Origin of the sequence: Pseudomonas sp. NPDC089392 (assembly GCF_044749595.1) — a bacterium.
GTDB lineage: Bacteria > Pseudomonadota > Gammaproteobacteria > Pseudomonadales > Pseudomonadaceae > Aquipseudomonas.
In genome coordinates, this window is the sequence record NZ_JBIVIF010000014.1 from 12474 (window position 1) to 30138 (window position 17665).

15 protein-coding genes are annotated in these 17665 nt (G+C 63.6%); 12 read left to right on the forward strand and 3 right to left on the reverse strand.

All coding sequences use genetic code 11. The annotated features are described in order from the left end of the window. Position 1: 1 nt before the first annotated feature. Positions 2-1060 (reverse strand): biotin synthase BioB, encoded by a 1059-nt coding sequence (bioB, locus tag ACIP1G_RS14275; protein WP_400737946.1) that lies wholly within the window; start codon positions 1058-1060, stop codon positions 2-4. Positions 1061-1149: 89 nt separating this feature from the next. On the opposite strand from bioB, the gene ACIP1G_RS14280 reads away from it, so the two are divergent. The 4 genes from ACIP1G_RS14280 (at position 1150) to rarD (ending at position 4907) form a co-directional block, all read left to right on the forward strand. Next, entirely contained in the window at positions 1150-1881 is a 732-nt protein-coding gene (locus ACIP1G_RS14280) for a ComF family protein (protein ID WP_400737949.1), read from the forward strand. 171 nt (positions 1882-2052) lie between these two features. Continuing rightward, positions 2053-2817 carry a TOBE domain-containing protein gene (locus ACIP1G_RS14285; protein ID WP_400737952.1) on the forward strand — a complete coding sequence of 255 codons (765 nt, stop codon included), beginning with the start codon at positions 2053-2055 and terminating at the stop codon, positions 2815-2817. Positions 2818-2980: 163 nt separating this feature from the next. After that, on the forward strand, positions 2981-3955 hold the full coding sequence (locus ACIP1G_RS14290) for a serine/threonine protein kinase (protein ID WP_400737955.1): 975 nt from the start codon (positions 2981-2983) through the stop codon (positions 3953-3955). A 64-nt stretch (positions 3956-4019) separates the two neighbouring features. Then, positions 4020-4907 (forward strand): EamA family transporter RarD, encoded by an 888-nt coding sequence (gene rarD / locus ACIP1G_RS14295; RefSeq protein ID WP_400737957.1) that lies wholly within the window; start codon positions 4020-4022, stop codon positions 4905-4907. 333 nt (positions 4908-5240) lie between these two features. On the opposite strand, the gene ACIP1G_RS14300 is transcribed toward rarD, so the two are convergent. Next, the gene (locus ACIP1G_RS14300) at positions 5241-5759 is read right to left on the reverse strand and encodes a glycine cleavage system protein R (RefSeq protein ID WP_400737960.1); all 519 of its coding nucleotides are present in this window, start codon (positions 5757-5759) and stop codon (positions 5241-5243) included. 451 nt (positions 5760-6210) lie between these two features. Between ACIP1G_RS14300 and ACIP1G_RS14305 the strand changes: the two genes are divergently transcribed. Then, a complete protein-coding gene (locus ACIP1G_RS14305; RefSeq protein ID WP_400737962.1) occupies positions 6211-8388 on the forward strand; it encodes a malate synthase G in 2178 nt (725 codons plus the stop codon). A 128-nt stretch (positions 8389-8516) separates the two neighbouring features. On the opposite strand, the gene ACIP1G_RS14310 is transcribed toward ACIP1G_RS14305, so the two are convergent. Continuing rightward, entirely contained in the window at positions 8517-9056 is a 540-nt protein-coding gene (locus tag ACIP1G_RS14310; protein WP_400737964.1) for a response regulator, read from the reverse strand. 116 nt (positions 9057-9172) lie between these two features. Here ACIP1G_RS14310 and ACIP1G_RS14315 point away from each other — a divergent pair, with 116 nt between their 5' ends. The 7 genes from ACIP1G_RS14315 to ACIP1G_RS14345 all read left to right on the forward strand — a co-directional run bounded on the left by ACIP1G_RS14315 (position 9173) and on the right by ACIP1G_RS14345 (position 17635). After that, a complete protein-coding gene (locus ACIP1G_RS14315; protein ID WP_400737965.1) occupies positions 9173-11110 on the forward strand; it encodes a DUF294 nucleotidyltransferase-like domain-containing protein in 1938 nt (645 codons plus the stop codon). Beyond that, complete coding sequence (locus tag ACIP1G_RS14320) at positions 11107-11817, forward strand: PolC-type DNA polymerase III (protein ID WP_400737968.1); 711 nt, start codon at positions 11107-11109, stop codon at positions 11815-11817. Before ACIP1G_RS14315 ends, ACIP1G_RS14320 begins: the two co-directional genes overlap by 4 nt. Positions 11818-12075: 258 nt before the next feature. Further along, complete coding sequence (locus ACIP1G_RS14325; protein ID WP_400737971.1) at positions 12076-12621, forward strand: RNA polymerase sigma factor; 546 nt, start codon at positions 12076-12078, stop codon at positions 12619-12621. Continuing rightward, entirely contained in the window at positions 12618-13574 is a 957-nt protein-coding gene (locus tag ACIP1G_RS14330) for a FecR domain-containing protein (protein ID WP_400737974.1), read from the forward strand. The genes ACIP1G_RS14325 and ACIP1G_RS14330 overlap by 4 nt, the downstream gene beginning before the upstream one ends. A 201-nt stretch (positions 13575-13775) precedes the next feature. Further along, on the forward strand, positions 13776-16208 hold the full coding sequence (locus ACIP1G_RS14335; RefSeq protein WP_400737976.1) for a TonB-dependent siderophore receptor: 2433 nt from the start codon (positions 13776-13778) through the stop codon (positions 16206-16208). Between the two features lie 141 nt (positions 16209-16349). After that, on the forward strand, positions 16350-17462 hold the full coding sequence (locus ACIP1G_RS14340; RefSeq protein WP_400737979.1) for a PepSY-associated TM helix domain-containing protein: 1113 nt from the start codon (positions 16350-16352) through the stop codon (positions 17460-17462). Next, complete coding sequence (locus ACIP1G_RS14345) at positions 17459-17635, forward strand: hypothetical protein (protein ID WP_400737981.1); 177 nt, start codon at positions 17459-17461, stop codon at positions 17633-17635. The genes ACIP1G_RS14340 and ACIP1G_RS14345 overlap by 4 nt, the downstream gene beginning before the upstream one ends. The last annotated feature ends 30 nt before the right edge of the window (positions 17636-17665 follow it).

A 17665-nucleotide genomic window follows, 5' to 3' on the forward strand; every position in this document is an offset into this window, starting at 1 on the left:
CTCAGGCTGTCGCGGCGTTGTAGAACATCTCGCTGCTGCGCTGCTCGACCAGCGCCTGCTCGATGGCGGCCTGGTGCACTTCGTCGGCATGCTCTTCACGCGCTTCGGGCTTGATACCCAGGCGCGCGAACAGCTGCATGTCCTTGTCGGCCTGCGGGTTGGCGGTGGTCAGCAGTTTTTCGCCGTAGAAGATCGAGTTGGCGCCGGCCATGAAGGCCAGGGCCTGCATCTGCTCGTTCATCTGCTCACGGCCGGCAGACAGGCGCACGTGCGACTTGGGCATGAGCAGACGGGCAACGGCCAGCATGCGGATGAAGTCGAACGGGTCGACATCCTCTTCCTCGGCCAGCGGCGTGCCGGCAACCTTGACCAGCATGTTGATCGGCACCGACTCCGGGTGCTCGGGCAGGTTGGCCAGCTGGATCAGCAGGCCGGCGCGGTCGTCCAGCGACTCGCCCATGCCCAGGATGCCGCCAGAGCAGATCTTCATCCCGGCATCGCGCACGTAGGCCAGGGTCTGCAGGCGCTCGCTGTAGGTGCGGGTGGTGATGATGCTGCCGTAGAACTCCGGCGAGGTATCGAGGTTGTGGTTGTAGTAGTCCAGGCCGGCCTGGGCCAGGGCCGTGGTCTGCTCCTGGTCAAGCTTGCCGAGGGTCATGCAGGTTTCCAGGCCCATGGCCTTCACGCCTTTGACCATCTCCAGCACGTATGGCATGTCTTTGGCCGACGGGTGCTTCCACGCCGCGCCCATGCAGAAGCGGGTAGAGCCGATGGCTTTGGCGCGGGCGGCTTCTTCCAGCACCTTCTGCACTTCCATCAGCTTCTGTTTTTCCAGCCCGGTGTTGTAGTGGCCGGACTGCGGACAATATTTGCAATCTTCCGGGCAGGCGCCGGTCTTGATCGACAGCAGGGTCGAAACCTGCACGCGGTTGGGGTCGAAATGCGCGCGGTGCACGGTTTGCGCCTGGAACAGCAAGTCATTGAACGGTTGCTGGAACAGCGCCTTGACCTCGGCCAGGGACCAGTCGTGACGTGTTGTTGCAGTTGTGCTGGCGCTCATCGGCGTTTCCTTGTTTAGGCTGAAGCTGGCGCCGGGACAGGAAAGCCCGCCAGCGCATCACGGATAGCTCGCATAGTCATGGAAGGCCTATGAACTGTCAACCGCATTGGAAAAGACTGGTTTACAACTGCTCACTTATTAATCAATTGTGTTTGCTGTGTGATGAGCCTGCCGAGCAGGCCTACCCGCTGTGCATCGCCTGCGAGCAGGCACTGCCCTGGCTGGGCGATCACTGCTCGCGCTGCGCCCTGCCCTTGCCCATGGCCGGCCTGACATGCGCCCAGTGCTGCCGCCGCTTGCCGGCCTTCGAGCAGGTATTTGCGCTGTGGCATTTCGGTTTTCCGGTGGACACGTTGATCAGCCGCTTCAAGCACAATCGCCAATGGCCTTTGGGGCGGTTGATGGCCGAGTTGCTTGGGCATGGGCTGCTGCATCGCTTTGCCGAAGACCTGCCCCGCCCCGACTTGCTGTTGCCTGTACCCTTGGCCAAGCGTCGACTGCGCGAACGGGGGTTCAACCAGGCCGGGATGCTCGCGCGCTGGTTGGCGTCGCAACTTGGGCTGCCTTGCGACGAGCGGTTGCTGCTGCGCACGCGGGAAACACCTGCGCAGCAACGCCTGGACGCCAAGGCAAGGCGGCGCAATTTGCGCCAGGCGTTTGCGGCCACGGGTGAGCTGACGGGCAAGCATGTCGCCATAGTCGATGATGTATTGACCACGGGCGCCACCGCGCAGGCTATCGCCCAGGTGCTGCGCAAGGCCGGGGCGCGGCGGGTGGATGTGTATTGCCTGGCGCGTACGCCAAAGCCGGGGTATGTATGACCTGGCGCATCGCTGTGTGTAGGAGCGGCCTTGTGTCGCGATCGGGCTGCGCAGCAGCCCCCTGCGATATTCGCCGAGGCAGAAACCCTGGGGCCGCTTCGCGCCCCTTTCGCGACACAAGGCCGCTCCTACACACTATCCACCCACAGGCCCCACATCGACTGACTGCCCATGCCCCTACCCTCCCTACTCACCCAGCACATCGCCCGCCGCCCGCAGCGCATCGCGCTGCTGCAGCACATTGCCGAGCAAGGCTCGATCACCCGCGCCGCCAAGGCTGCCAGCATCAGCTACAAGGCCGCCTGGGACGCCATCGACGAGCTCAACAACCTGGCCAGCCAGCCCTTGGTTGAACGCAGCACCGGTGGCCGCGGCGGTGGTGGTGCGCGCTTGTCGGAGGAAGGCAAGCGGGTGCTGCGCCTGTATCAAAGGTTGCAGGCGCTGCAGGCGCAAATCCTCGAGGCCGCTGAAGAGTCCAGCGACCTCGACCTGCTCGGGCGCCTGATGCTGCGCACCAGTGCACGTAACCAGCTGCAGGGCCAAGTCAGCGGCCTGCGCCGTGAAGGCCGCTATGACCGGGTCAGTCTGGCGCTGGGTGGCGGGTTGGAGATCGATGCGCTGATTACCCACGACAGTACTGCGCGGCTGGAGCTGACGCTGGGCAGCATGGTGGTGGCGCTGCTCAAGGCAGGGTGGGTACGGTTGCTGGCGGAGGGGGAAGAGCCTGAAGTGGGGAGTAATTGCCTGCGGGCGACAGTGGATCAAGTGCTGACAGCTGTTGATGGCCCCAGTGAAGTCAGGCTGGCGTTGGGTAATGGGCAGACATTGTGTGCCATTGCCGAGGCGGATTGGTTGGTCGGCCAGCAGATGGTGGATGGCAGCGCGGTGCGGGTGCAGTTTCATCCGTCTTATGTGTTGATCGGGGTTCCTGCGTAGCCTGGCCGCGCTGTGCGCGGTTCGCGGGTAAACCCGCTCCTACAGGTTATGTGCAGGTCTCAAAGTCTGCGCCGTACCTGTGGGAGCGGGTTCACCCGCGAAGAGGCCCGCACCGGTATAACGCTGTACCATGGGCACCATGCCGCTTACCCCCGGAGCCCCCATGTCCCACCCCTTCGACACCCTCACCCCCGACCTGGTCCTGGACGCCGTGGAGAGCATTGGCTTTCTGAGTGACGCCCGGGTGCTGGCATTGAACAGCTACGAGAACCGCGTCTACCAGGTGGGCATCGAAGATGCGCAGCCACTGATCGCCAAGTTCTACCGCCCAGGCCGTTGGAGCGATGCGGCCATCCTCGAAGAACACAGCTTCACCGCCGAACTGGCCGACTGCGAAGTCCCGGTGGTTGCGCCCATGCAGCACGACGGCCGCACCTTGTTCGAGCACAAGGGCTTCCGCTTCACCCTGTTCCCACGCCGTGGCGGCCACGCCCCGGAGCCGGGCAACCTCGACCAGCTGTACCGTCTCGGCCAGCTGCTTGGCCGCCTGCATGCCGTGGGCGCCAGCAGACCGTTCGAACACCGCGAAGCCCTGGCTGTGGACAACTTCGGCCACGCCTCGCTGAACACCTTGCTGGAAGGCGGTTTTGTCCCCCGCGAGCTGCTGCCGGCGTTTGAGTCCGTAGCACGCGACCTGCTCAAGCGGGTGGAAGACATCTACGCCCGCACCCCGCACCAACTCATCCGCCTGCACGGCGACCTGCACCCCGGCAACCTGATGCACCGCGACGAGGTGTACCACGTGGTTGACCTCGACGACTGCCGCATGGGCCCAGCCGTGCAAGACCTGTGGATGATGCTGGCCGGTAGCCGCGAAGAACGACTGGGGCAGTTGGCCGAGCTGATCGACGGCTACAACGAGTTCCACGACTTCGACCCGCGTGAACTGGCCCTGATCGAACCCCTGCGCGCCTTGCGCCAGCTGCACTACAGCGCCTGGCTGGCACGGCGCTGGGACGACCCGGCATTCCCGCCCAGCTTCCCGTGGTTCGGCCAGCCCCGCTACTGGGGCGACCAGATTCTCGCCCTGCGCGAACAAATGGCGGCCCTGGATGAAGCACCGCTGAAATTGTTCTAGAAGCATGCCCGCCTCTGTCTACAATAAGCGTCGCTTTATTTAGCTACCTAAGCAAGGATTCTGCATGCACGCCGCAAACCCGCGTCGCGGGTACATACTGGGCCTGAGCGCCTACATCATCTGGGGCTTGTTCCCCCTGTACTTCAAGGCGATCCAGAGCGTCCCGGCGGTGGAGATCATTGTCCACCGGGTGCTCTGGTCGGCACTGTTCGGCTCACTGCTGCTACTGGTGTGGAAACACCCCGGCTGGTGGCGCGAACTGCGCGACAACCCGCGCCGGCTGGGCATCCTGGCCCTGAGCGGGGCGCTGATCGCTGGTAACTGGCTGACCTACGTGTGGTCGGTGAACAACGGCCGCATGCTCGAGGCCAGCCTGGGTTACTACATCAACCCGTTGATCAATGTGCTGCTGGGCATGCTGATTCTTGGCGAGCGCCTGCGCCGCCTGCAATGGCTTGCAGTGGCCATGGCCGCCGTGGGCGTGGCTCAGCAGGTGTGGCAAGTAGGCAGCCTGCCTTGGGTGTCGCTGGTGCTGGCGCTGAGCTTTGGTTTCTATGGGTTGATCCGCAAGCAGGCGCCGGTGGCAGCGTTGCCGGGGCTGGTGGTGGAAACATGGATGCTGGTGCCGCTGGCCCTTGGCTGGCTATTGCTGCACCCAACGGCGATGAGTGCCCAAGGCACGTTCTACACCAGCAGCGAGGCGCTGTGGCTGATGGCTGCAGGGCCGGTGACGCTGGTGCCGCTGGTGTGCTTCAACGCGGCGGCGCGGCACCTGCCGTATACCACGCTGGGCTTCCTGCAGTACCTGGCGCCGACCCTGGTGCTGCTGCAGGCGGTGCTGCTGTTCGATGAACATTTGTCGTCGAGCAACCTGGTGGCGTTCATGTTCATCTGGGCGGGTCTGGCAATTTATAGCGTCGATGCCTGGTGGAATTTGCGCAAGCGTAGCTGATCAAAAAACGATCAAAACTCTGCAGGCCTTATGGCTCGTGGCCTGCAGAGACATCTCCAAAGGTTATCCACACCCTCGTCCCCGTGCTTTGTGCACAAGCTGCTGATTTTTGGGTGTTTTTTGAGCAAAGCGGTGTAAGGCACGTAGTGCCTGGGCTGGAGAGGTGAGCCCCCAGGTTATCCACAAGGCCTTCCCCGTGATATCGGGATAACCGCAGGGCTGCTCTGCAGCCCATTCGCAGCACAAGGCTGCTCCTACAAGGGTTATGCATTCTCCCTGTAGGAGCAGCCTTGCGCTGCGAATGGGCCGCAAAGCGGCCCCGGCAATCTCGAATCAATCCTCCGCCCGCAACTGCAACTCCACCATCAAATCATCCGCCAGGCTTTCCAGCCGCTGCTGCAGCTCATCCAGCGGCAAGGTCAACGGCAACGCCAGCAACGCATCAGCATGGAACAACGGCTCGCTGCTCATCGGCGCCGGCCGCACCTCTGTGGAAAACCGCTCGACGTTAACCCCCAGCTCAGCCAGCAACCGGGTAATGTCACGCACGATTCCCGGCCGGTCATTACCCACCAGCTCCATGGCAATCGGCTTCCAGGTGCACGATGGCTCGATGCCGCTTTCGGCAATCAGCACACGAATGTCATACCTGGCCAGCCCCTGCAGCGACGCCACCAGTTCATCGTAATTTTCAGCCGGCACCGCCACCCGCAGGATGCCGGCAAACTGCCCGGCCATGCGCGACATGCGGCTTTCCAGCCAGTTGCCACTGTGGTCGGCGATGCACTGGGCAATGCGTTCGACCTGGCCAGCCTTGTCAGGGGCAATAACAGTCAGTACAAGATGATCCACAAGCCCTTCCTCGTGTCGGACCGCGCCGGGCGGCAGAAAAAACGGGGGATCGACTCAGTATAGGCAAGGCGCGGCAACCTGCCGCAGGGCATTCCGCACAACCAATCGTGTACTGTTTCAAGATTTATCTGGAACAATCCACCTGTTTTTTGCGAACATACCTACTCCCAGCGTGACCATACGCGACCAACGGGTCGCATAACGGCGCTTTTAGTCTGATTTTGCCCCGCCTACTGCTTCATGTAGTATCCCGTGGCGCGGACTACAAAACGTCGTTTGGATGTCTGCCAAGGCGCCTGTGAAAATACGCACACTGCCCGCCAGCCAGTCTGGCAGGCCGCACCCAGCCGCGCTCGGGTCAGCCCCGGGAGCATGCACTGGTGCCGTGTTTAGAGAAGCGCTACAGGCTTAATACAGAAGAGCGAAATAGCTGAGCAGAGTGAGGCAAGCAATGACTGGATACGTTCAAGTCGGTGGCCTTCAGGTCGCCAAGGTCCTGTACGACTTCGTGAACAACGAAGCCATCCCCGGGACCGGCATCGTCGCCGAGCAGTTCTGGGCGGGTGCAGAGAAGATCATCAATGACCTCGCTCCAAAGAACAAAGCCCTGCTCGCCAAGCGCGACGAGCTGCAAGCCAAGATCGACGCCTACCACCAGGCACGCAAAGGCCAGGCCCACGACGCCATAGCCTACAAAGCATTCCTCCAGGAAATCGGCTACCTGCTGCCACAAGCCGACGATTTCCAGGCCACCACCCAGAACGTGGACGAAGAAATCGCCCACATGGCCGGCCCGCAGCTGGTTGTTCCGGTGATGAACGCCCGTTTCGCCCTGAACGCCGCCAACGCCCGTTGGGGTTCGCTGTACGACGCGCTGTACGGCACCGACGCCATCAGCGATGAAGGCGGCGCCGAAAAAGGCCAGGGTTACAACAAGCTGCGTGGCGACAAGGTCATCGCCTTTGCCCGCGCCTTCCTCGACGAGGCCGCGCCACTGGCAGCCGGCTCGCATGTCGACTCCACCGCCTATCGCATCGAAGGCGGCAAGCTGGTGGTTGCCCTGAAAGGCGGTAGCAACAGCGGCCTGCGTGACGACGCCCAGCTGATCGGCTTCCACGGCGACGCCGCTGCTCCGACTGCCGTGCTGCTGAAACACAACGGCCTGCACTTCGAAATCCAGGTCGATGCCAGCACCCCGGTCGGCAGCACCGACGCCGCCGGCGTCAAAGACATCCTGATGGAATCGGCGCTGACCACCATCATGGACTGCGAAGACTCGGTTGCCGCCGTCGATGCCGACGACAAGGTGATCGTCTACCGCAACTGGCTGGGCCTGATGAAAGGCGACCTGGCCGAAAGCGTTAGCAAGGGTGGCAAAACCTTCACCCGTACCATGAACCCGGACCGCGAGTACGCCGCGCCCAACGGCGGCAGCGTGACCCTGCATGGCCGTTCGCTGCTGTTCGTGCGCAACGTTGGCCACCTGATGACCAACCCGGCCGTGCTCGATGCCCAGGGCAATGAAATCCCGGAAGGTATCCAGGACGGCCTGTTCACCAACCTGATCGCCCTGCACAACCTCAACGGCAACACCAGCCGCAAGAACACCCGCAGCGGCAGCGTGTACATCGTCAAGCCGAAGATGCATGGCCCTGAAGAAGTGGCTTTCGCCGCCGAAGTCTTCAGCCAGGTCGAAGACCTGCTGGGCATGCCGCGCAACACCGTCAAGGTCGGCATCATGGACGAGGAGCGCCGTACCACGGTCAACCTCAAGTCCTGCATCAAGGCAGCCGCCGAGCGCGTCGCGTTCATCAATACCGGCTTCCTCGACCGCACTGGCGATGAAATCCATACCTCGATGGAAGCCGGCGCCGTAGTGCGCAAGGGCGCCATGAAGAACGAGAAATGGATCGGCGCCTACGAAAACAACAACGTCGACGTTGGCCTGGCCACTGGCCTGCAAGGCCGTGCACAGATCGGCAAGGGCATGTGGGCCATGCCGGACCTGATGGCCGCCATGCTTGAGCAGAAGATCGCCCACCCGCTGGCCGGTGCCAACACCGCCTGGGTGCCGTCGCCAACTGCCGCCACCTTGCACGCCCTGCACTACCACAAGGTTGACGTACAGGCACGCCAGCGTGAACTGGCCTCGCGTACCCCGGCCTCGGTGGACGACATCCTGGCCATCCCACTGGCTGCCGACACCAACTGGTCGGCCGAAGAGATCCGCAACGAACTGGACAACAATGCCCAGGGCATCCTCGGCTATGTAGTGCGCTGGATCGACCAGGGTGTGGGTTGCTCGAAGGTGCCAGACATCAACAACGTCGGCCTGATGGAAGACCGCGCCACCCTGCGCATCTCGGCCCAGCTGCTGGCCAACTGGCTGCGCCATGGCGTGGTCAGCCAGGAGCAGGTGCTGGAAAGCCTCAAGCGCATGGCCGTGGTGGTTGACCAGCAGAACGCTGGCGACGCCCTGTACCGCCCGATGGCGCCGAACTTCGACGACAACGTCGCGTTCCAGGCGGCGGTGGAGCTGGTGGTGGAAGGTGGCAAGCAGCCGAACGGTTATACCGAGCCGGTACTGCACCGCCGTCGCCGCGAGTTCAAGGCGCGTAACGGGTTGTAAGTAACACCTGCGAACGGGGGCCGCTTTGCGGCCCGATCGCGACACAAGGCCGCTCCTACAGGGGAACGCAAACCCTTGTAGGAGCGGCCTTGTGCCGCGAATGGGCTGCAAAGCAGCCCCTATCCGCCTCACCCGATCTTCAATTCTTTCTTCACCAACTCCAGCAACTTGCCCAGGTCCACCGGCTTGAGCAGGAAATCCACCACCCCCAGGTGCATCGCGTCCACCGCCTCTTTCACATCGGTGTCACCCGACACCACGATGATCGACAACGCCGCCCGCTCCGACTCGCGAATCTTGCGGATCATGTCCAGGCCATCCTCGGGCTGCATGCGCAGATCCGTGATCATCAAACCGATCCGCTGCTGATAATGCAGGTACAACCTGGCCTCTTCGGCACCATCCGCGCCCACGCAGTCGATACCCCGGCTTTTCAGGTACAGGATCAGCGCCTCGCGGTTCACTGCATTGTCATCTACCACCAGCACCAAAGGCTTGAGCGCCACAGGCGCACTTACCACGGCCAATGCCTCGCGCTCGGCGTCGCTCAAGATGTCGGTGTGCTCAGGCATGGTCATCTCGTCAAAAAAATTCCGCTTCAGCTGTAGGACCGCAGAACTTGCGTAACCCGTTTCGCCTTTCGTCGGGTCTTTGACAGGGGCGCTCATAGACTTACGTCCAATGGGCACCACCCCGCCGCAAGCCGACCATGGAGGCAGAGAACAACATGGCCGGCACCTATATATAGATATATATAGTTCGGCATAGCGATACGGTCAGTTTCATGAGCAAAAAGGACGCCTACAGCCAGGCGGGCAGGACGGCAGTGCTACAGAACATCCAGGGCACGCTGCAGTTCCTGCAGCGCTTTCCGCCGTTCAACCAGATGGAGCACAGCCACTTGGCCTTTCTGGTCGAGCAATGCCAGCTGCGCTTCTATGCCAGTGGCGAGAGCATCGTCAAACCCGCCGATGGCCCGGTTGAGCACTTCTACATCGTCAAGCAAGGCCGCGTGGTCGGCGAGCGCCAGCACCTGGTAAAACCCGGTGTCGAGACCACCTTCGAAATCACCAGCGGCGAATGCTTCCCGCTGGCGGCCCTGTTGGGCGAGCGCGCCACCCGCACCGAGCACCTGGCCGGTGAAGACACCTTCTGCCTGCAGCTGAACAAGGCGGCGTTCATCCGCGTGTTCTCGATGTCTGAAGTGTTTCGGGATTTTGCACTGCGCGGGGTCAGCAGCCTGCTCGACCAGGTCAACCAGCAGGTACGCCAGCGCGCGGTGGAAACCCTCGGCACCCAGTATTCGCTGAACACCCCCTTGGGTGAGCTGGCCATGCGCCACCCGGTGGTGTGCAGCCCCGACACCCCACTGCGCGACGCCGTGCGGCTGATGCACGAGCAGCAGGTCGGCAGCATCGTGGTGGTCGACCCACAGCGCTACCCCACCGGCATTTTTACCCTGCGTGACCTGCGCCAGGTGGTGGCTGCGGCCGATGCCGACCTGGGCGCGCCCATCGAGCGGCACATGACCGCCAATCCGTTCTACCTCAGCCCCCAGGCCAGCGCCTTCGACGCGGCGATGGCCATGACCGAACGGCATATCGCCCACGTGTGCCTGGTGGAAAACCAGCGCCTGTGCGGCGTGGTTTCGGAGCGCGACCTGTTCTCCCTGCAACGGGTCGACCTGGTGCACTTGGCGCGCACCATTCGCCATGCGCCCCGGCTGGACAACCTGGTCTCGCTGCGCGGCGAAATCAGCCAACTGGTCGAGCGCATGCTGGCCCACGGCGCGTCGTCCACGCAGATCACCCAGATCATCACCCTGCTCAACGACCATACCGTGTGCCGGGTGATCGAACTGGCGCTGGCCGAACGTGGCGACCCGGGCGTGCCGTTCAGCTGGCTGTGCTTTGGTAGCGAAGGGCGACGCGAGCAGACCCTGCACACCGACCAGGACAACGGCATCCTCTTCGAAGCCGCCGACAGCGCCGAAGCTGAAGCCACCCGCGCCCGTCTGCTGCCGTTGGCGCAGTACATCAACCAATGCCTGGCCCAGTGCGGCTTTACCCTGTGCAAAGGCAACGTCATGGCCGGCAACCCCGAGCTGTGCCTGTCGCGCAGCGAGTGGGCGCGGCGCTTTGCCGGCTTTGTTCGCGAAGCCAGCCCGGAGAACCTGCTGGGTTCGAGCATCTACTTCGACCTGCGGGTGGTGTGGGGCGACGAGCAAGGCTGCGAGCAGCTGCGCCAGGACCTGCTGGCACAGGTGGCCAATAACCGCATCTTCCAGCGCATGATGGCCGACAACGCCCTGCGCCAACGCCCACCAGTAGGGCGCCTGCGCGAGTTCGTGCTGACCCGCCAGGGCAACGACAAGGCCGCCACCCTCGACCTCAAGGTCCAGGGCCTGACACCCTTCGTCGACGGTGCCCGGCTGCTGGCCCTGGCCAATGGCATCGGCGCCTGCAATACCCTGGAACGCCTGCGCCAACTGGTGGCCAAGGGCGTCATCGAGCCGCTGGACGGCGCAGCCTATGAAGAGGCCTACCACTTCATCCAGCAAACCCGCATGCAGCAGCACCAGCGCCAGACCCGCGACAACCTGCCGTTTTCCAACCGGCTCGACCCAGACAACCTCAACCACCTGGACCGGCGCATCCTGCGCGAGTCCCTGCGCCAGGCCCAGCGCCTGCAAAGCAGCCTGGCCCTGCGGTACCAGTTATGAGCCTGTTCGCCTGGCTGCGCCCCAGTGCGCCCGAACTGGACCACGCCAAGCGCCAGCGCCTGGCCCAGCAGCCCAAGGCTGCGCCCCTGGGGGTGTGCACACTGCGCGAGCAGCGCTGGGTGGTGCTGGACCTGGAAACCAGCGGCCTGAACCCCAACCGTGACCAGGTGCTGTCGATCGGGGCGGTGGCGATCGAAGATGGCGCCATCGACTTTGCCCAGCAGTTCGAACGTACCTTGCACAGGCCTTTGCAGAAGACCAACGCCAGTGTGCTGATCCACGGCCTGGGCCCTAGCGCCTTGGCCGCAGGTTGCGACCCGGCCGAGGCGTTGCTCGATTTGCTCGACTTCATGGGTAACAGCCCGGTACTGGCGTTTCATGCCCCCTTCGACCAGCGCATGCTGGCCCGGGCGCTGAAAGAAAGCCTGGGTTACCGCTTGCAGTCGCCGTTCCTTGACGTTGCCGAACTGGCACCGATGCTCAACCCCGACACGGTGCTGCGCGAGGCCGGGCTGGATGACTGGGTGGCGCGCTTTGGCCTGCAGGTGGAAGAGCGCCATCATGCCAGTGCCGATGCCCAGGTAACCGCCGAACTGGCGCTGATCCTGTTCAGCCAGGCCCGGCGCCAGCAGCTGGACAGCCCGTTGCAGCTGGAACAGCGGTTGCGTGGGTGGCGGCGGCGCAATGCCCACAATCACGGCCTGTAACACTCTTTCAGCCCGAGTGAAGATCCTGTAGGAGCGGCCTTGTGTCGCGAAAGGGGCGCGCAGCGGCCCCACATTTTCAGCTTCGTTGCAAATATCGCCGGGGCTGCTTTGCAGCCCTATCGCGACACAAGGCCGCCCCTACATCGACCGCGTTTGCTAAACACTCCCGCGATGAGGCCAAATGCTGGCAATCCGATAAGCGTCCATTGCACCCACCCCCTCCCCTCTGCAACAATCGCGAATAATTATCGTTAGTTAATGCATACGTTCCAGGGGGGACGCTGCTTGTCTTCTGCACAGAGCCCACACGCCGATCTGGTCGGTGCGCTGTACCGCGACCATCGCGGCTGGCTGCTTGCCTGGCTGCAACGCAGCATGGCCTGCCGCCAACGTGCCGAAGACCTGAGCCAGGACACTTTCGTGCGCCTGCTCGGCCGTGAGCAGCTGGACACGCCCCGCGAACCCCGCGCCTTCCTCGCCGCCGTGGCCAAGGGCCTGATGTTCGACCACTTCCGCCGCGCCGCGCTGGAACAGGCCTACCTGGCCGAACTGGCACTGGTCCCGGAAGCCGAGCACCCCTCGCCGGAAGTGCAGCACCTGATCCTCGAAGACCTCAAGGCCATCGACCGCCTGCTCGGCAAGTTGTCGAGCAAGGCCCGCGCAGCCTTCCTGCACAACCGCCTGGATGGCATGGGCCATGCTGAAATCGCCGAGCACCTGGGCGTTTCGGTTTCGCGAGTGCGCCAGTACATCGCCCAAGGTATGCGCCAGTGCTACGTGGCCCTGTATGGGGAGCCAACGTGAACAACGCGCCGGTTTCGTCCCGGGTGCTGGAAGCTGCCATCGCCTGGAAACTCAGCCTCGGCGACGCCAGCGGCACGCCCGACGAGCGCAATGAATTCATGCGCTGGCATGCCGCCAGCGAAGAACACGCGCGCGCCTGGCGCCAACTCGGCGCAATGGACCAGCGCGTCAGCGCGGCGGCCGGCCCGGCACGCCAGGCCCTGCTGCAATCGCGTGTCAGCCTGCGCCGACGCATCGGCAAGGCCGGCAGCGGGTTGGCCGGCATGTTCCTGCTGGGTTCGCTGCTGGCCTGGGTCGGCGCACCGTCGCTGGCGCCCAGCTACTGGCTGGCCGACCAGCGCACCGCCACCGGCGAGCTGCGCACCTTGCGCCTGGAAGACGGCACGCTGCTTAGCCTGAACACCCACACCGCCGTGGACATCGACTACCAGGGCGAGCAGCGGGTAATCGTGCTGCACCAGGGCGAGATTTCGGTCGAAACCGGCCACCAGGACCCTCGCCCACTGCTGGTACGCACCGACGATGGCCGCCTGCGCCCGCTTGGCACACGTTTCCTGGTACGCCGTGAAGCCGAGGGTACGCGCCTGGAAGTGCTGCAAGCCTCGGTTGCCGCCATGCCGCATAACAGCGGTGACGAACAAGTGCTGCGCGAAGGCCAGCAGGTGTTGATGAACGCCAACGGCCTAGGCCAGGTCGGTGCCGTGCCGGCCGGTGCCGATGCCTGGACCCGCGGCATGCTGGTGGTGGACGACGTACGCCTGGGCGACCTGCTGGCCGCGCTGGGCAAGTACCGCAGCGGCTACCTCGGGGTCGACGCCGAGGTCGCCGACCTGCGCGTGACCGGTAGCTTCCCGCTGACCGACACCGACCTGGCGCTGGCGTCGCTGGTGCCGGCCTTGCCGGTGAAGATCGAGCGGCATACCCAGTGGTGGGTGAAGGTCACTTCCAAGTAAACCTGTGCCGGCCTATTCGCGGGTGAACCCGCTCCTACAGGGACCTCCACCCGTTGTAGGAGCGGGTTCACCCGCGAATAGGCCGGCACAGGCAAAACCCACCTTCAAATAATTCTCAACAATTTTCAGATTCGCTCTGTCACTTTTCAAATCTCGCTCGGCAAGGAAGCAGTAAGCACTTATCCGTCGAGGAACCGCCGCATGTCCCGTGCCGTTGATCGTATCCTGCGCCCCAGCCTGATGGCCCTGGCCATTGCCGTGGCCGCGCCGCTGGCCAGCCCTGCCCTGTTCGCCGCCGAGCAATCCGCTCCGCGCGCCTACAACCTGCCCAGCGCGCCACTAGCCACCACCCTCAACCAGATCGCCAGCCAGGCCGGTATCGCCCTGGCCATCGACCCGGCACTGGTCAGCGGCCGCACCTCGGCCCCGGTGAACGGCCAGTACGACGGCCTCGGCGCCCTGCAAGCCGCGCTGCGCGGCACGGGTTTGCAGTTGCAACAAAGCAGCGTGGGCAGCTACAGCCTGGTGGCGGTCCCGGACGGTACCTTGGCACTGCCGGAAACCACAGTGAATGCCGACAGCGCCAGCGAAAGCGCCTGGGGCCCGGTTGAAGGCTACCTGGCCAAGCGCACTGCCGCTGGCACCAAGACCGACACCGCACTGGTCGAAGTCCCCCGCTCCATCTCCGTCGCTACCCGCGAGCAGATGAAAGACCGCGGCGTGCACAGCCTGGATGATGCCGTGCGCTACATGCCGGGCATCGTCTCCGCCAGTTTCGGCAGCGACACCCGGTATGACTGGATGCGCGTGCGCGGCTTCGAGCCAACCCAGTTCCTCGATGGCCTGCCGCTGCCACGCGGTGTGTACGCCAACCCGAAAGCCGAAACCTGGAACCTCGATCGCCTTGCCTTGCTGCGCGGCCCGGCCTCCTCGCTGTATGGCCAGACCCCGCCTGGCGGCCTGCTGGACATGGTCAGCCGCCGCCCGCAAGCCGAAAGCGCCAACGAAATCGAACTGCAGTACGGTAGCGACAACCACCGCCAGATCAACTTCGCCAGCACCGGCAAGATCGACGACCAGGGCCAGTTCCTGTACAGCGTCAGTGGCGTAATTCGCGATGGCGGCACGCAGATCGACCACATCGACGACAAGCGCTACAACATCGCCCCGAGCCTGACCTGGAACATCGACGAGGACACTACGCTGACCTTGCTGACCCAGTTCACCCGCGACGATACCGGTGCCACCAGCCAGTTCAGGCCAATTCAGGGTACCAAGATCGACATGCCGTTCGGCAAGATCTCGCACCACAAGAACCTGGGTGACCCGGACTACGAGTTCTACGACCGCACCTACTACGCGCTGGGTTACGCCTTCGAGCACCGCATCAACGACGTGTGGCAGTTCCGCCAGAACCTGCGCTATACCAAGTCGGACCTGGCGTTCCAGACCATCACGCCCGGTAGCTACAACCAGGACAACCCTCCGGTGCAAGACGACGGCACAGTCAGCCGCATGTCGACCAACACCGACGAAGACATCAGCCAGTTCGCCGTGGACAACAACTTCCAGGCCGACTTCGCCACCGGCGACGTTACCCACACACTGCTGCTGGGCCTGGACCATCAGCGCATCAACACCAACTACCTGTCGATCTTCGGCTTCAACGTGCCGGACAGTAACGTCAACAACCCGGTCTACGGGGTATCGATCACCCGCCCGGACCGCTCCACGGCGTTCTACGACTACAACCAGAAATCCCGCCAGACCGGCCTGTATGTCCAGGACCAGATGGCGCTGGGCAACTGGCGCCTGACCCTGGGCGGGCGTGAAGACTGGGTGCATACCGGTACCAAGTACCTCAACCAGGGTGATGCCACCAATACCCAACGCGACAAGAAGTTCAGCGGCAACGCGGCCATCAGCTACGTATTCGACTCGGGCTTTGTGCCCTACCTGTCGTATGCCGAGTCGTTCCAACCGGCCAGCAATGCCAGCGCTTCTGCAACCGAGTCGTTCAAGCCTACCGAAGGCAAGCAGTGGGAACTGGGCATCAAATACCAGCCACCGGGCTCCAACACCCTGCTGTCGGCAGCCGTGTATGACCTGACCCAGAAAAACGTCTCGGTTACCAACAACGTAGGTGGCGTAACCGTAACCAGCCAGACCGGCGAAGTGAAAGTCCAGGGCCTGGAGCTTGAAGCGGTTTCCGACGTTACCGACAACCTGAAGGTGATTGCCGCTTACACCCTGGCCAAATCTGAAGTGCAGGACGGCTTGTATAAAGGCAACCGCCTGCAACTGATGCCGAACCAGCAAGCCTCGGTATGGACTGACTACACCTGGCACTCTGGCGTGCTCGACGGCTTCGGCATTGGCTTGGGCGCACGTTACACCGGCAATACCTATGGCGACCAAGGCAACACTTACCTGGGCAAGGCCAAGGCCTACACGGTGTTCGATGCGTCGGTGCACTACGACCTGGGTCGCCTGAGCGGCAGCCTGAAAGGCGCGTCGGTGGCGGTCAATGCCACCAACTTGCTGAACAAGGACTACCTGTCCACCTGTGACTCGTTCTACTGCTACTACGGCGACGAGCGTAGCGTCGTGGCCAGCGCCACGTATAAGTTCTGAGTGAGCGGGGGCCGCTTTGCGGCCCATTCGCAGCACAAGGCTGCTCCTACATGAGAACGCGATCCCCTGTAGGAGCAGCCTTGCGCTGCGAATGGGCTGCAAAGCAGCCCCAGGTTCCAACAGACAAAAAACGGTACCGTGATGAAAAGCCCAACCATCCGCCGCTGGTCCGTGGTCCACACCTGGAGCAGCCTGGTCTGCACCCTGTTCCTGCTGTTGCTGGCAGTCACCGGCCTGCCGCTGATCTTCCACCACGAACTCGAACACCTGCTCGGCGACGCCCCCGAACTGCGTGAAATGCCGGCAGGCACCCTACACCTCGACCTGCAGCAGCTTGTACTGAAAGCGCAGCAGCACCGCCCCGGCGAAGTCATGCAGTACTTCGGCTACGACGAAGACGAACCCAACGGCGTGGTCGCCATCACCGCCGCCACCGCCGGCACCGACCCCAACCTGTCGCACACCTTCATGCTCGACGCGCGCACCGGCGAAGCCGTGGCCATGCCGGCAGCCAACGGCGGCTTCATGATGCTGATGCTGCGCCTGCACGTGGACATGTTCGCCGGCCTGCCCGGCAAATTGCTGCTGGCCTTCATGGGCGTACTGTTCATCGTCGCGATCGTCTCCGGTACCGTGCTCTATGCGCCGTTCATGCGCCGCCTGGAATTCGGCACCGTGCGCCACGACAAATCCCGCCGCCTGCGCTGGCTCGACCTGCACAACCTGATTGGCGTGGTTACCCTGGCCTGGGCGCTCACCGTTGGCGTAACCGGCGTGATCAGCGCCCTGTCCGACCTGGTCATCGCCGCCTGGCGCAATGACAGCCTGGCCGCCATGGTTGCCCCCTACCGTGATGCCCCGCCGCTGACCGAACGCGCCCCGGCTACCCGCCTGCTGGATATCGCCGAGCAAGCTGCACCCGGCATGCGCCCGGATTTCATCGCCTTCCCCGGCACGCGCTTCTCCAGTGAACACCACTACGCAGTATTCATGAACGGCGCCACGCACCTGAGTTCACACCTTTTCACGCCAGTGCTGATTGATGCCCGCACGCTGGAGGTGACTGCGGTCGGCGAACGCCCTTGGTACATGGACGCCATGGGGCTGTCGCAACCACTGCACTTCGGTGACTACGGTGGCCGGCCAATGCAGATCCTCTGGGCAGTACTCGACGTGCTGACCATCATCGTGCTCGGCAGCGGCCTGTACCTGTGGTGGGGCAAGCAGCGCAAAGCCAGGGAGGCACGCGCATGAGCCACAAGTCGCAATCCACTGCGCGCCTTTTCGCCTGGCCTGCGCTGATCGCCCTGCTGAGCGCACTGGGGCTGTTCGCCGCCTTGCTCGGTGACGGCTGGTGCGATGGCCTGTCCTGGCTAGGCCTGGGCCTACCCGCGTGGTTCTCGATACGCGGCCTGTGGCGCCGCTGAGGTAGCCGGCTAACGCAGCTGCCCTGGCGC